The following is a 12,597-nucleotide window of genomic DNA, read 5'->3' on the forward strand; positions in this document are numbered from 1 at the left end:
TGGCAAGAGTGTCCACAATGAGTGGCCGTTAGCCATGGTGAACAACCCGAACGCCTCCGCGCGGTTCGAGAATATGCAGGGACTGTTGCCGAGGGTACTAACTGCTCCGCAGCGCGGTCTTGACCGGCATGTCCGCCTTGAAATGGCGTGCGGAATTGCCGCTGGTGAATCGATCAGATGTCTTTGAGAACGAGGACAAATCGATGCAGGACCTCGCTTGCGCTGGTACAGCAGCGGCCCTGCGTGTCCATGAGGGAGCGCTGCATGAATAAAATCGTTCGCGATAGCGACGTCGTCGAGCTCAGCGGGCCGCCTGTCTTCAGCTTTAGCGAAAAGGTGCGTGCCAATCGCACAATCCGTAATGATGGAACCTTTCCCGGCAAAGAGATTGGTGAGGTTTTGGTCAGGAAGGGAGAGGTGGGTTACGTCGTTTCGATCGGAACGTTCCTGCAGCAATTCTACATCTACGGCGTCGAGTTTATCGAACGTGGCTACCGCGTTGGCATGAAGCGAAAGGAGCTTGAGTCGGTGGACGCGTACGAGGAGATCGATGAGTTGCCATTGCCGGAAGAGGCTGTGTCATGACTGAGGGCCGCTTTCCGAAATATCGGCGGGGCCAACGCGTTAAAGCGGCGGTCGACCTCATCAACGATGGCTCTTTTCCCAATACGGAACCCGACGGGATCGTGCTCGGCGCCGGAGCAGCCGGCGAGATCGTCAGGGTCGCTATCCATACCGAAGCCGACGTGCCGATCTATACGGTCGATTTTGGTGTGCAACGGCTCATTGGCTGTTTTGAAGAAGAAATCACGGTGCTCTGAAGGGGGGCTTTCGCGATGACTGCCGCGCTGATGAGGAAGGTAAAGACCGGGTTGGTTCCTCACCCAAACGAGCTCGATCGCAAGCGAATCGAGCGCGGATTGAGCTCGCGCAAGCGATATCTGTATGTCTCGCCGAACGTGACGCCAGTGAGGGGTGGCTATCTGGTCGAGAGTCCCTGTTGCTCGCGCAATATCGACCAGGATGGTGGTCTCATTGATGTCGCGCTGATTCTTTACGACGCCGTGAGTGGCGTCTGGAAGCTGTTTTGCAAGAACCACGTGCAAGGGATCTGGGAATTTTACAGCCTTTACCACCGCTTGACTTCAGCAATCGATGAGTTGAACTCGGACCCGGAGCGCCTGTTCTGGCAATGACGACCACCTTGGGGAGTCCTAGAGGAGCCATGATGGCGCTTACTGCGGAGGAATTGATTGAAATCGAACGGCTGCTTGCTGTCGATGGCGCGGACACGGGCCCCCTTGTCGAGCTGCGGCGCCGCTTTCCGCAGCTTGCATGCGTTCGCTGCGATGCGTCGGATGTGACGGATCAGCCGTTCAGGCGGTTTCCTCGTTTCGACCTGCATTTGCTCGACGGGTCGGATCACTGCGTGCAGATTACGGCCGATCCGAAGCGGGCGATCGGCATCGTGTTGGCAAGAAGGAATGTTGCGCGGTGAGCAAGATTGAACTGGCAGCGCATCGGCTTGATGGTGCGGACAGGATGGAGGCAAATACGTCCTTCATTCCATTGTCCGATCCCGATATCACCTTCGCCGAGCTCTCCGCCGTGGAAACGGTTCTGTGCTCGCCGCAGATCTCCAATGGGTGGGCCACTGAGGCGTTCGAGCACGCTTTTGCAGCCTATCTTGGCCGCAAATATGCCGTTGCGGTCTCGAGCGGCACCATGGGGCTGCTGCTTGCGCTCAAGGCGCTCGGCATCGGGCCAGGGCAGGAAGTCATCGCTTCGCCCTATTCCCTCCGCGAGACGATCCATGCGATCGGTCTTGCGGGCGCACGGGCGGTATTTGCCGACATCGACTATTGGTCGGGAACTTTGGTCCCAGATAAAGCCGAAGAGCGCATCACGGCCCACACGCGGGCGATTGTCGCCGGCAATCCCAACGGCCATCCCGCGCCGTGGTCGGAACTGCGGGCGATCGCGCAGCGCCATCATCTGGCGCTTCTAGAGGATTCCACCGAAGCAATCGGATCGCGCTACAAGGGCGAGCTCGTCGGCCGGTTTGGCGACCTGGCGGTCTTCGACTTTGCCCAGCCCTTGGCCCTAAGTTGTGGCGAAGGCGCAATGGTGGTAACGGACGATATCGACGTCGCGGTTGGCTTGCGTCGCTATCGCGCCCACCGCCTGGACGAACGCTCCTCCGTTATCGTCGGTGCCGCAGCACCATACCAAGCCGGCATGAGCGATCTCACGGCAGCCTTGGGGCTGGTGCAGCTCAAGCGTCTCGATGAAATCCTGGAGCGTCGTCGGCTGGTGGAGCAGCTCTACAACGCGCATATGCAATCATTTGAGGGCATCAAGCCGCCTTATGTTGGTCCCCATGTGACCGAGGTGAATTGGTTGCTCTATCTCGTCCATCTCGGAACACGCTTCACGCGGTCCGGCCGCGATGCCATCGTCGATGATCTGCGCGTTGCCCAAATTGAAGCCGTCGCCTATAGCCATCCGCTGCACTTGCAACGCCACTACTTCGAGCTCGGCTATCGACGCGGCGATTTCCTGGTTTCCGAAAAGATCGCCGATCGCGCCCTGGCGCTGCCGTTTCACACCCATCTCACGAACGACAAGATCGAGTTCATTGTCGAGGCCGTGAAAGATGCATCGATCAACGTGGGCGCAGGGGCAGCGATCTACTGAGATGCGCGTCATCCACCACATCGAAAGACGACGATTGAATGGCGATGATTCTACTTTGCGACGTCGCGCGAGATGAGCGGGGCGACCGAGGGGGGCCGTGAGCACGAAGAAGACCTGCTCGAAAGTAGCGAGCCGCGGTTCGAGGCCACGCCAAACTGCCGGAAACAGAGCATGTCACAACAGAGATCCTCAGTTTCGGCTCGGGTCATTAAAGTCGGCCAAATAGGGGTTACCATGACTTCCCAACAGGTCATCATTCACGTCCGCTTCGCTCCGAACGGGAGAGTGATCCAAATCAGCGAGCGCCCGGCGAAGCTCACGCCGAACCAATGGTTTGATGTCCTCAATACCCATGCCGGCTCGACCTATCGGCCGCTCGCTCGTGGTCGCGGCGTTTTTCGGCTGGCCCGGGCTTCTGTCGAAGCTTTCAAGCAGAAAGCTGCGAGGCCTGGATAAGCAAAGGGATAGTCGGCCCGATGTGTGATCAGATCGAGGTGTTCGCCGTCTGTCCGGCCGATGCCATCGAGCGCTGTGGCGCCAGGGCCTTTAGCTTGTCGCAGGTAGACGACAGCGGCGAGAGCCGGCCGTTTCCAATTGTTGTGGTTCGCACTTTTGACGACGACTATCTAGGGTACGTCAATCGTTGTCCGCATGACAGCTTATGGCTCAACATCGGCTCCGGTGAGTTCTTCTCCTCCGATCGCTCCTTTCTCAGATGCGCACGGCACGGTGCGAGATTTGAGATCGACACTGGGCTGTGCATCGATGGTCCCTGCACTGGACAAACACTTGAGCCGGTCGCACTCGCCGTCCTCGAAGGTGACGTCTGCCTGTGTGGCATCAAGCTACTTGAGGATGACCGGTTTTCCGACCCGTTCGAGGACAGCGACGAAACCATGGACATAACGATCCATCCCGATTAACGGGCGTCTCACTTTGGCTGTTGCTCAAGTTGTCTCCGGCGCGTTATCGCCGAATAATTCCATCGCGCCAGTGAGTGCTGATGCGGACGCGCGTCAATGCTTATGAAGTTGAGAGGCGAACAGACGAGCCTCGTGCGACCGCGACCTTCGCGGCACCTAAGAGCTGCTTTGGCGCTAGCGCACCAAATCGAGCCAGCAGGCCATTGCCGCTGCTGGATACGATGTCTTTAAGAAGGAAAATGCCCTCGGCGGTTACGCCGAGGGCATCGTCTGGGCTGGTTGAAATGGGGGGACCCAGACTGACAGGACCGTTTGGTCTGGAGGAATGACGATCCTGTGTCACAATTCTTGGACGACCGCCGAGGCGGGCGTAGCAATTGCAATGCCAAGCTTCCGTTCATGCGATGCCCTTAGCGAGTGCCGCACCATAGTCAGCCGGTGGCGGCGGCCAAGGTCGAATGCGCGAACTGGCGCGTTGGCGTGGTCCGGCTATTGTGCGTACGAACTGCGCAACGCGAAATGCTGAAGCGGGAGAGTGTCAAACGCGATGCGCCATATGTCACGAAGGGAACAGGGGAGGGCGACATTGTTGCGACCTCGGCATAATTGTCAGTCGCGCCGGAGCGAAGAATGAGATCGCTGACGAAATGAGCGCTACGCATCTGGTGCGGAACTTGCTTGGAGAAGTTGGATGGTTGCGCAAGTAATGCGGAAGGAGACACCCGCGAGGTTGAAACTGATCAAGGAGGCTATTCTAGATGCCGAGTATCGCTGATCGTCAGCGATCATCGTCGGTATGTTGCCCCGCTTTCGCAAGCTGGAGTAAGAATTAACAGGATCAATTGGTCGATGCGGCGTTCGACTGAAGAGCAGGTTGTTCGGGACGGATGCGCTCGGATCTTGTCTCTTTTCAGACGATGGAGGCCGTTGATATCAGGATAGGCGCATGCACGCAGAAACCGAATTCGAGCTTCCTCAACTCTATAGGCATCATGTCTTTGCCTGCAACACGCAGCGTCCGCAAAATCATCCACACGGCAGTTGCGGCGCCTCTGGGGCGCAGGCCCTCTGGGATCGGATGGGCAAGGCGATCGAAGCGCAAGGCCTCACTGATGTCGGCTTCACGGTGACGGGCTGCCTTGGCTTTTGTAACTCCGGTCCTTTGATGGTCGTCTATCCAGACGGAATCTGGTATCGCGCCACCACGCCCGAGGACGTTGATGAAATCGTAGACTCTCATCTCAAGCAGGGCAAACGTGTCGATCGCCTGGTGATGGTGCTGAGGCGAAGCTAAAGGTGTCGCTTGAGCGCCGCTCGCCCTTTGTATCAAACATCGATGGCCTATCCGCCAAATAGCTGGCATCCCGGAACGTTCGACAATGACCGGGTGCCCTAATGCTTCCAGTACGCACCCAACACAGGGCTGCTTACTTGTCGCTATGGCTTCGGTTTCAAGAACATGCGCTGAGAGGTAAGCCTTGATCGGATTCTACTCATGATGGGGGCCGATGAGCCCCGAGCTCAAGTCTCTTGCAAGCGCGGTCGTTCTCACACAGGCGGCGACCGCCTTGAATTCTAAGCTCCGATAAGCAGGCGGCCGCTTCTGCTACTTCTGCCGAGAAACACGAGCAGGAGACCTGTTGATCGCTAGTGGCTCGGTTTTCTTGTTTTCCACCACTTACCGACACATCCGTGACGGACAGCGAACGCAATGCTGGGAATGGCTCCTGGTCACCGGCGAGACGATGTGTCTTTACACATCATCTCGCTCGCGTTTGCACTGTACTATAACGGAGAGACGCGTCCGACGACCCGGCGCGTCCGGGAAGTTCATTGAAGCGTGTGTCCAGCCTCAGAACTTGTAGGTGATGCCACCGCTGACGAGCCATGGGTCGATATTGGCGCGGCCGGTGACGGCAATCGCATTGTTCACGGTCGCCGAATAATCCGGCCGCAACCACAACTTCTTCACGTCGAAGTTGAGGCCCCAATGGCGGTCAAGCATATAATCGAAGCCGAATTGGACTGCGGCGCCGAACTGGTTGGCGATGTGCAAATCCGTCACGGCAAGGCCGGCGAGCGACTTATTGGCAGCCGATTGGTTGAAGAATACGGTGTAGTTGATGCCCGCGCCGATGTAAGGCTTGAGTGGGCCAAAATCGGTGAAGTGATATTGCAGAGTCAGCGTTGGCGGCAACAGCCAAGCCTTGCCGATATCTAGTCCATTTAGCGTACCTGTGCCGCTGATGTGATGGCGGCTCGCACCGAGAATGAGTTCGGCGGCAACGTTTCTTGTGAAGAAGTAGGTGATATCGAGCTCCGGTACCGCTTGGTCGCTGATCGATAGCCCAGAAGCGGGCGAGGATAGCGGCGGCGCCCCGGCGACGTTGACGGAGCTGCCAGCGGTATCCGGCAAAACGCCAAGAACGCGCAGGCGGATCATCCAGGGATTGAAGGGTTCGATTGGGGGGGCTTTGTAGTAGATAGGGGCCTGCGCCAGGTCAGCGGCCTGAACCGACATGCTGGCCAACGAGCTCGCGAGTGCGAGCAGCGATGTCGTCGTCAGAATTGTTTTGATCCTCATCGAATTCTCCATTCCAAAGTCCGCGCGAAGAGTCGCGCGAGATCTCTGTCACACATGGGAGACGGCGAATGATTTGATGCTGATCAAATTGGCAGCGCACGTAGCGCAATTATGCAGCCACGTTGCATAAGGATCACGACCGCGAAGCTCCGTGGTTCTGTTTGGACCGTTTATTCAGTTCAATGTTCTGTCTGAGCCGAATCTATTCGATAACCGTGTCTCGGCTCAAAGCTCTGATCAAATCCAGGCTGCAGGAATCTTGTGCGACAAACGCGATCGAACTGCGGTGGTTTCCTACACCGCAGGCGACGAACATGTCTTAAACCGAGCAATCTGAGCGCCGCTGGTTACGAAGAGCCACGCACGTTGGTGTTCTCGCCGAACATGCCGTCGCCCATCCTGACAAAGCCGGCAAGGGAGGATCATTGTCCGCATTGGTTGGCAGCCGCAGTCGTATGATCGATCGTATCCTCACATCTGGGGGCAGTGCGTGCCCTGTTGTTCATGCGAGCATCCCTCAAGGTCATCTTGCGTGTCCAGGCCAAGCAACGACAGCACGGCTTCATGATCGAATCCGGCGCATCTTGCACCATCGACGGCGATCAGCGGACGTCTGATCAGGAGCGGATCTGCCAGCATCAACGCAAGTGCACTCGCCGCGTCGATTGCGTCAGGATTAACTTCGCCTGACTTGATACGAGGCGCGGCTCGGTTGAACCAGGATGCGATCGGCGTCTTGCCGAAGAAGTGTCGCAATTCCTCCGCAGCCCACGGCTCCTTCAATATATCCTTGGCTATCACGTCATGGCCAGCGGCTTTCAGCGCCAGCATCTGACGTGCATTGGTGACGCAGCCGGGCTTTTGATAAAAGAGGATTGTCGCCATGGTATGCCTATGTGGGTACGCTGAGCTGAACGATCGGCGGCGGTTCCGCTATGTCGAAGAGCGCATTTGACGCTCGTGCAAACGATCACACATCAGCGCTTGAGCACCGTACCGTGCTTGCGCCCCGCCTTGACGCTTCGTTGGACAACTAACTCATCGACGAGAATTGGCCTTCATGTCTCGCAAACGAAGCGCGGAGCAGGACCGCAGCTAGTTTCGATCCGAGGCACCCCTTGTATGGCGCTTCTTGCTGCCTTTAGGCTCAGGCGCGGCGTTCTGATCAGTTGGATCAATTGGTAGGTCAGCCGCAAAATTGACCGCGCATCATCGACCACGAACCCCATCGCCGGCCACGTGCCTTAGAGATGCCGACCTCGACCTCTCATCTCGCTCTGCCCAAATTGCCGACCACCGGCTTGCAAGAAGAGGAGCAAGTCCCGTTCCAGTTGAGAGCATTGGATCTGGTCATGCCAAGCTGCCGTTTTCCAGCATGATGGGTTAGGGCCGGTGTTCGTTTTCTGACAGCCGAGCGGATCCTGTCCGGTGCAAAACACTTCGAGGTTATTCAACGGCTTGTTGGCTTTATAGAATGCAATCAGAAGCTTAATGAGCGCGGACAGTGTTGGCATGACGGTTGCTATTAAGCGGCAGCAACACTGAGTGAGGGCTGAGTGCACGCCGACGCGTAAGACGAGCGATGCGCTCCTTCCCTTGAACCCGTGTGCCCCGTTTCTGAGAGAGAAACAAGCTCGCGTGCAGGAAGCGCGGCAAACTTTTGGCAAATCGGTTGATGGAGAACAACATGTCTTCACTGAGACAAATCGCGTTCTACGGAAAGGGCGGCATCGGCAAGTCGACCACTTCCCAGAATACGTTGGCGGCACTGGCCGAGATGGGTCAGAAAATCCTGATCGTGGGATGCGATCCTAAAGCGGACTCGACCCGCCTGATCCTGCACGCCAAGGCGCAGGACACGATTTTGAGCCTTGCTGCGAGCGCCGGCAGCGTCGAGGACCTCGAACTCGAGGACGTGATGAAGGTTGGCTACAAGGACATCCGCTGCGTTGAGTCCGGCGGTCCTGAGCCGGGTGTCGGCTGCGCCGGCCGCGGCGTCATCACCTCGATCAATTTCCTGGAGGAGAACGGCGCCTATGAGGACATTGACTATGTCTCCTACGACGTGCTCGGCGACGTCGTTTGCGGTGGCTTTGCGATGCCAATCCGGGAAAACAAGGCGCAGGAGATCTATATCGTCATGTCTGGAGAAATGATGGCAATGTATGCCGCAAATAATATCTCCAAAGGCATCCTGAAATACGCCAATTCTGGTGGCGTGCGGCTGGGCGGCCTGATCTGCAACGAGCGGCAGACCGACAAAGAGCTGGAATTGGCGGAGGCGCTGGCCAAGAAGCTGGGCACTCAGCTGATCTACTTTGTGCCGCGCGACAATGTGGTGCAGCATGCCGAGTTGCGCCGCATGACGGTGCTGGAGTACGCGCCCGAGTCGAAGCAGGCCGATCACTATCGCAATCTTGCGACCAAGGTTCACAACAATGGCGGCAAAGGCATCATTCCGACCCCGATCTCCATGGACGAGCTCGAGGACATGCTGATGGAGCATGGCATAATGAAGCCCGTCGACGAATCCATCATCGGCAAGACCGCCGCCGAGCTCGCGGCCTCTTAAGGTCGCGGGTCGCGGCCTTGTGAAGGCGCGCGACGGATGCCGGTCTCCCTCACCCCCCATCCGGGGAGACCGGCATTCTGACAATCACCCGGTCAGCTGGAATGGGACGGTGCCAACGTGATCGCTGAAAAGGGATTCATGCTCGAAGCGAACTTCCATCCGTTTAGGGCTGCTTGCGCCGACGCGGGCAGCGAGGTGCAAAGAGGAATTGCGACCTACCGAGCGCTCACTGGTGTGCCTCCTGAAGAGGCCGACATTACGACCGACAGCAATTTCGATTGCCATGTCCTTGCGTCAATTCTGGCGGCCGCCTCGATGGATGGTGGCCCGCTTCCCGAGAAGGCTGGCCTGTCCGGCCACGAGCTGTCGGCCCTGCTAGAGAACTATTTTCCATCTGTCGGGGTCAAGATTTCGGAGCAGCTCCTGGCTTTCAAGTGCGATGAGAACGACGAAATCGCAATGGTGCGCGATCTCTTGCTCAAGCACCGCTCAACGGAAGGACGTATCGGGGGTTGGCTGGCCGCGATGATTGCACGCCGCGCCATAGAGCCAGACCACTTGTGGGAAGATCTCGGATTACGCAATCGTGACGAACTCTCTCGGCTGCTAAGCCGCCACTTCGCGCTGCTCGCCGCGCGCAACAACAACAATATGCGCTGGAAGCGCTTCTTCTACCGCTCGCTCTGCGAGGATGAAGGCCTCGTCATGTGCACAACGCCCGTTTGCACGCAATGTAACGACTTCAATCTCTGCTTCGGCGAAGAAAGCGGCGAGAGCCGGATGGCAGAACGGCGGCGCGACGTTCTGTTGCAGGCGGCTCGCCCGGTCAGCGGCGTCGACTGGCCCATTTAAGCTGTTGCAAGGCTCGATCGCTCAAGTCAGCTAGGACCCCGCGTGGGCTTTGGCGAGTTCGCCAGGAGCTGGAGGGCGCGGCTAACGCCGTCTCGATGCGCGCGCGACCATGGGTCTAAGGCGGTGCCGGGCCACAGGTGCACGGCGACAATCCTGCCCCCGGCGTTCGGCGATCAAGCTAACATTTGAGCTCGGCGTTGCAAGAGGCAAGCTGAGGCGTCCGCTTCATAAGCCTGTCGCGTTTGCGACAATCCATTTGCGAAGGGAAGCTGGCCGAGGAAGAGAGCGTATCTTTTTCAACGGGTTGCCAAAGATGGCGGGCTGGCATGGGGGTTGCTGAAGCGTATCGGGTCGAAAGCAATAGGGAGCCCTTTCATGATGGCCGCCACCAAGACCGCCAAACCGGCTTGGTCCGAGCAAGCGAGCGCCAAGCCGACCGTGCTCAACGACACGACGTTACGCGACGGCGAGCAGGCGCCTGGCGTTGCGTTCACCACAGGGGAAAAGCTGGCGATCGCGCAGGCGCTGGCGCGGGCCGGCGTGACGGAGATCGAGGCGGGAACGCCCGCGATGGGCAACGAGGAGATCATCGCCATCCGCGCAATCGTCGAAGCAGAACTTCCGCTGACCACCATAGGCTGGTGCCGGATGCGCGAAGCCGACATCGACGCGGCGATCGAAGCGAAGGTGTCCATGGTCAATGTGTCGATCCCGAGTTCTGATATCCAGGTCGCGGCCAAGCTTGGCGGTCGCCGCGATCTGGCGCTGGAACAAGTCAAGCGAGTGGTAGGTTATGCACGTGAGCGGGGACTTGAGGTTGCCGTCGGCGGCGAGGACTCCTCCCGCGCCGACATCGACTTCCTCATAAGACTGATAGCCGCGGCAAAAACGGCGGGAGCGCGTCGCTTCCGTATTGCGGATACGCTCAGTGTGCTCGACCCGGACACAACCTCCGCGCTGGTCGGAAATTTGCGGGCGACCACAGATCTCGAACTCGAGTTTCATGGTCACGACGATCTCGGCCTCGCAACCGCCAACACGCTCTCCGCAATCAAGGCCGGCGCGAGCCACGCCTCGGTAACCGTTATCGGCCTCGGCGAGCGGGCTGGAAATGCACCGCTCGAGGAAGTCGCGGTCGCGCTCAAGCAGCTCTACAGGCACGAGACCGGCATCATACTGCCGGAGCTCAAGAACGTCGCCGCAGTGGTTGCAGCGGCAGCCGCACGTGCAATTCCTCTGAACAAAGCCATCGTCGGAAAGCATGTTTTTACGCATGAATCGGGCATTCATGTGGATGGCCTTTTAAAGGATCAACGTACCTACCAGTCGCTTGATCCGGTTCTGCTTGGACGCCGCAACAGTTTTGTGATCGGCAAGCATTCCGGCCTCTCGGCGATCACCGCGTTGCTTAACGAATTGCAGCTCGACGCCAGCGCCGACCAAGCCAGACAGATCCTGAAGCAAGTCCGCAAGCATGCCATAGAGCACAAGGAGCCGGTCGAGCGCGAAACAGTAGCGGCGATCTGGCGCGATGTGTGCGGATACTTGTCGTCCCAGCCCGCGTGAAGAGGCGTGCCCAGCAAGGTCTGGACAGGCCATTCGAAAACCAAGCGCCGCGAGGACGGTATCGGGCATCGTTCATCGGCGGCCACGACGGCCTGCCTCAGCATGGTCGCGCGAGGTTGGCTGCAGCAGGATCACCAGGCGATGCCGCGTTCTCGCCGACCGTCCACGTGCCAATTCAAAGGGAGTTTTCGATGAGTAACTCGCACCCAGCAGCCGGTATCCTGGATCGGCTCAACAAAGCCTCGTCCGCGGAAGAGTTTTTTTCACTGCTAGGCGTCGAGTACGACCCCGGAATCGTCAATATCGCGCGCCTTCACATCCTAAAGCGCATGGGACAATATCTTGCCAAAGAGCAATTCGCCGGTGCCGCAGAGCCGGACATCAGAGATCGTTGCAAAGCGATACTGGAGCAGGCCTATGCCGACTTCGCGGCATCGTCGCCAATCGACCAGCGGGTATTCAAGGTTTTGAAGGATGCCGTCGCAAACCATGACAGGCCGACGGCCTTTGTCCCGTTGAGCGAGCTGAAGTGATCTCGCGCTCCTGAGGTTTGTCACCGAGTGTGGCGTGGTGATGACCCCTCGTGCAGCCTTCGTCTTCTTCCAGATCAACTCTCCGCAGCCATGGCTCGCGCAGCGCTGTCGTATTCCCGACCCATGTCCGGAGTGGTCGTGTCCTGGGGATTAGCAGCCCTTCCAAGCGTCCCCTAAGTCATTGCGTTCGCCTGATCTTCCTTGTTTTTTGCAACTGGTACGACACTTGCTGTTGTTGGGTCGATCCGGTCATCGATGCAGACAAATGGTAGCCGTTCGAGATGAGATTTGAAGGAAAGCCTTTCATGTTACGTCTACTGCCGGCCGAGTTGTGCGGCATCATCTCCTGGCTCACGCTCGTGCAGTGCCACCCCAAATGGCTTTTGACGCGATTGAAACTGCCATCGAGCCCGCGATGGGGGGCAATGGGTAACTCGCCAGTCAGCGCCACAACCGCGAAACGTATGCACATCATCGTCCGAATCAGGCGGGTGCCCACTTACGCACAGATCAACCGCCACCGCAGAGCCGATAGCAACATGCGCCAGGAAGAGAGGCAAACGCCCCCTGCGGGTCGGCGGCGCTGGCGGCCAAGCACTCATCGCATGAAAGTGCGGTGGCAAGATCGACCGAGTCGTCGTGGCCGATGCGGAGCGCTGGGCCGAAAGCAAGGTGCAGCTATTGCGCAGCAAGCGGACCGGCGTACTCAGCCATGGAGAGAGTCAATTAGAGTGACCGCAGCGGCCAGGCGGCTCCGCTGGCGCTTGTCGAATAGCGCGCGCAAGAAACCCGTCTCGGGGCCATCTCGGAACTTGGCCCGCCCGGTACGTTCACCCTGTGCGACGCCTCTCGCCGCGCGGTCGCGCTGCG

The 12,597-nt window shown here is 58.6% G+C and carries 14 protein-coding genes; 12 read left to right on the plus strand and 2 right to left on the minus strand.

What is annotated here, in order from left to right:
- Positions 1-264 precede the first annotated feature (264 nt).
- The 8 genes from E2I15_RS34005 to E2I15_RS34040 all read left to right on the plus strand — a co-directional run bounded on the left by E2I15_RS34005 (position 265) and on the right by E2I15_RS34040 (position 4,914).
- Positions 265-585 (plus strand): nitrogen fixation protein NifZ, encoded by a 321-nt coding sequence (locus tag E2I15_RS34005; protein ID WP_137479517.1) that lies wholly within the window; start codon positions 265-267, stop codon positions 583-585.
- Positions 582-821, plus strand: coding sequence for a nitrogen fixation protein NifZ (locus E2I15_RS34010; protein WP_137479516.1), 240 nt, complete (start codon positions 582-584; stop codon positions 819-821). Before E2I15_RS34005 ends, E2I15_RS34010 begins: the two co-directional genes overlap by 4 nt.
- A 15-nt stretch (positions 822-836) precedes the next feature.
- Complete coding sequence (locus tag E2I15_RS34015; protein ID WP_137479515.1) at positions 837-1,196, plus strand: DUF3024 domain-containing protein; 360 nt, start codon at positions 837-839, stop codon at positions 1,194-1,196.
- 32 nt (positions 1,197-1,228) lie between these two features.
- Entirely contained in the window at positions 1,229-1,498 is a 270-nt protein-coding gene (locus E2I15_RS34020) for a DUF6129 family protein (protein WP_137479514.1), read from the plus strand.
- Between the two features lie 44 nt (positions 1,499-1,542).
- Positions 1,543-2,697: a DegT/DnrJ/EryC1/StrS family aminotransferase gene (locus E2I15_RS34025; protein ID WP_137479562.1), complete on the plus strand. Its 1,155-nt coding sequence runs from the start codon at positions 1,543-1,545 to the stop codon at positions 2,695-2,697.
- 234 nt (positions 2,698-2,931) lie between these two features.
- Complete coding sequence (locus tag E2I15_RS34030) at positions 2,932-3,153, plus strand: hypothetical protein (RefSeq protein WP_137479513.1); 222 nt, start codon at positions 2,932-2,934, stop codon at positions 3,151-3,153.
- A gap of 20 nt (positions 3,154-3,173) precedes the next feature.
- A complete protein-coding gene (locus E2I15_RS34035) occupies positions 3,174-3,620 on the plus strand; it encodes a Rieske (2Fe-2S) protein (protein WP_137479512.1) in 447 nt (148 codons plus the stop codon).
- A 946-nt stretch (positions 3,621-4,566) separates the two neighbouring features.
- On the plus strand, positions 4,567-4,914 hold the full coding sequence (locus E2I15_RS34040; protein ID WP_137479511.1) for a (2Fe-2S) ferredoxin domain-containing protein: 348 nt from the start codon (positions 4,567-4,569) through the stop codon (positions 4,912-4,914).
- A 558-nt stretch (positions 4,915-5,472) separates the two neighbouring features.
- Here E2I15_RS34040 and E2I15_RS34045 read toward each other — a convergent pair.
- Positions 5,473-6,204, minus strand: a complete 732-nt coding sequence (locus E2I15_RS34045) for an OmpW/AlkL family protein (protein ID WP_246668138.1) — start codon at positions 6,202-6,204, stop codon at positions 5,473-5,475.
- A 471-nt stretch (positions 6,205-6,675) separates the two neighbouring features.
- Positions 6,676-7,089, minus strand: coding sequence for an ArsC/Spx/MgsR family protein (locus tag E2I15_RS34050; protein WP_137479510.1), 414 nt, complete (start codon positions 7,087-7,089; stop codon positions 6,676-6,678).
- A gap of 802 nt (positions 7,090-7,891) precedes the next feature.
- Here E2I15_RS34050 and nifH point away from each other — a divergent pair.
- The 4 genes from nifH (at position 7,892) to nifW (ending at position 11,727) form a co-directional block, all read left to right on the plus strand.
- Positions 7,892-8,776 carry a nitrogenase iron protein gene (gene nifH, locus E2I15_RS34055; RefSeq protein WP_137479509.1) on the plus strand — a complete coding sequence of 295 codons (885 nt, stop codon included), beginning with the start codon at positions 7,892-7,894 and terminating at the stop codon, positions 8,774-8,776.
- Positions 8,777-8,914: 138 nt separating this feature from the next.
- Positions 8,915-9,628, plus strand: coding sequence for a nitrogen fixation protein NifQ (locus tag E2I15_RS34060; protein WP_155262728.1), 714 nt, complete (start codon positions 8,915-8,917; stop codon positions 9,626-9,628).
- Between the two features lie 378 nt (positions 9,629-10,006).
- A complete protein-coding gene (gene nifV / locus E2I15_RS34065; protein WP_137479559.1) occupies positions 10,007-11,194 on the plus strand; it encodes a homocitrate synthase in 1,188 nt (395 codons plus the stop codon).
- 191 nt (positions 11,195-11,385) lie between these two features.
- A complete protein-coding gene (gene nifW / locus E2I15_RS34070) occupies positions 11,386-11,727 on the plus strand; it encodes a nitrogenase stabilizing/protective protein NifW (protein WP_137479508.1) in 342 nt (113 codons plus the stop codon).
- Positions 11,728-12,597 lie beyond the last annotated feature (870 nt).

Source organism: Bradyrhizobium sp. BR2003 (assembly GCF_009720285.1).
GTDB lineage: Bacteria > Pseudomonadota > Alphaproteobacteria > Rhizobiales > Xanthobacteraceae > Bradyrhizobium > Bradyrhizobium elkanii.

What these genes read in the sequence shown, in the direction of transcription:
- E2I15_RS34005 (WP_137479517.1), top strand. Translation starts at nt 265, where the DNA reads ATGAATAAAATCGTTCGCGATAGCGACGTCGTCGAGCTCAGCGGGCCG.
- E2I15_RS34010 (WP_137479516.1), top strand. Translation starts at nt 582, where the DNA reads ATGACTGAGGGCCGCTTTCCGAAATATCGGCGGGGCCAACGCGTTAAA.
- E2I15_RS34015 (WP_137479515.1), top strand. Translation starts at nt 837, where the DNA reads ATGACTGCCGCGCTGATGAGGAAGGTAAAGACCGGGTTGGTTCCTCAC.
- E2I15_RS34020 (WP_137479514.1), top strand. Translation starts at nt 1,229, where the DNA reads ATGGCGCTTACTGCGGAGGAATTGATTGAAATCGAACGGCTGCTTGCT.
- E2I15_RS34025 (WP_137479562.1), top strand. Translation starts at nt 1,543, where the DNA reads ATGGAGGCAAATACGTCCTTCATTCCATTGTCCGATCCCGATATCACC.
- E2I15_RS34030 (WP_137479513.1), top strand. Translation starts at nt 2,932, where the DNA reads ATGACTTCCCAACAGGTCATCATTCACGTCCGCTTCGCTCCGAACGGG.
- E2I15_RS34035 (WP_137479512.1), top strand. Translation starts at nt 3,174, where the DNA reads ATGTGTGATCAGATCGAGGTGTTCGCCGTCTGTCCGGCCGATGCCATC.
- E2I15_RS34040 (WP_137479511.1), top strand. Translation starts at nt 4,567, where the DNA reads ATGCACGCAGAAACCGAATTCGAGCTTCCTCAACTCTATAGGCATCAT.
- E2I15_RS34045 (WP_246668138.1), bottom strand. Translation starts at nt 6,204, where the DNA reads ATGAGGATCAAAACAATTCTGACGACGACATCGCTGCTCGCACTCGCG.
- E2I15_RS34050 (WP_137479510.1), bottom strand. Translation starts at nt 7,089, where the DNA reads ATGGCGACAATCCTCTTTTATCAAAAGCCCGGCTGCGTCACCAATGCA.
- nifH (WP_137479509.1), top strand. Translation starts at nt 7,892, where the DNA reads ATGTCTTCACTGAGACAAATCGCGTTCTACGGAAAGGGCGGCATCGGC.
- E2I15_RS34060 (WP_155262728.1), top strand. Translation starts at nt 8,915, where the DNA reads ATGCTCGAAGCGAACTTCCATCCGTTTAGGGCTGCTTGCGCCGACGCG.
- nifV (WP_137479559.1), top strand. Translation starts at nt 10,007, where the DNA reads ATGGCCGCCACCAAGACCGCCAAACCGGCTTGGTCCGAGCAAGCGAGC.
- nifW (WP_137479508.1), top strand. Translation starts at nt 11,386, where the DNA reads ATGAGTAACTCGCACCCAGCAGCCGGTATCCTGGATCGGCTCAACAAA.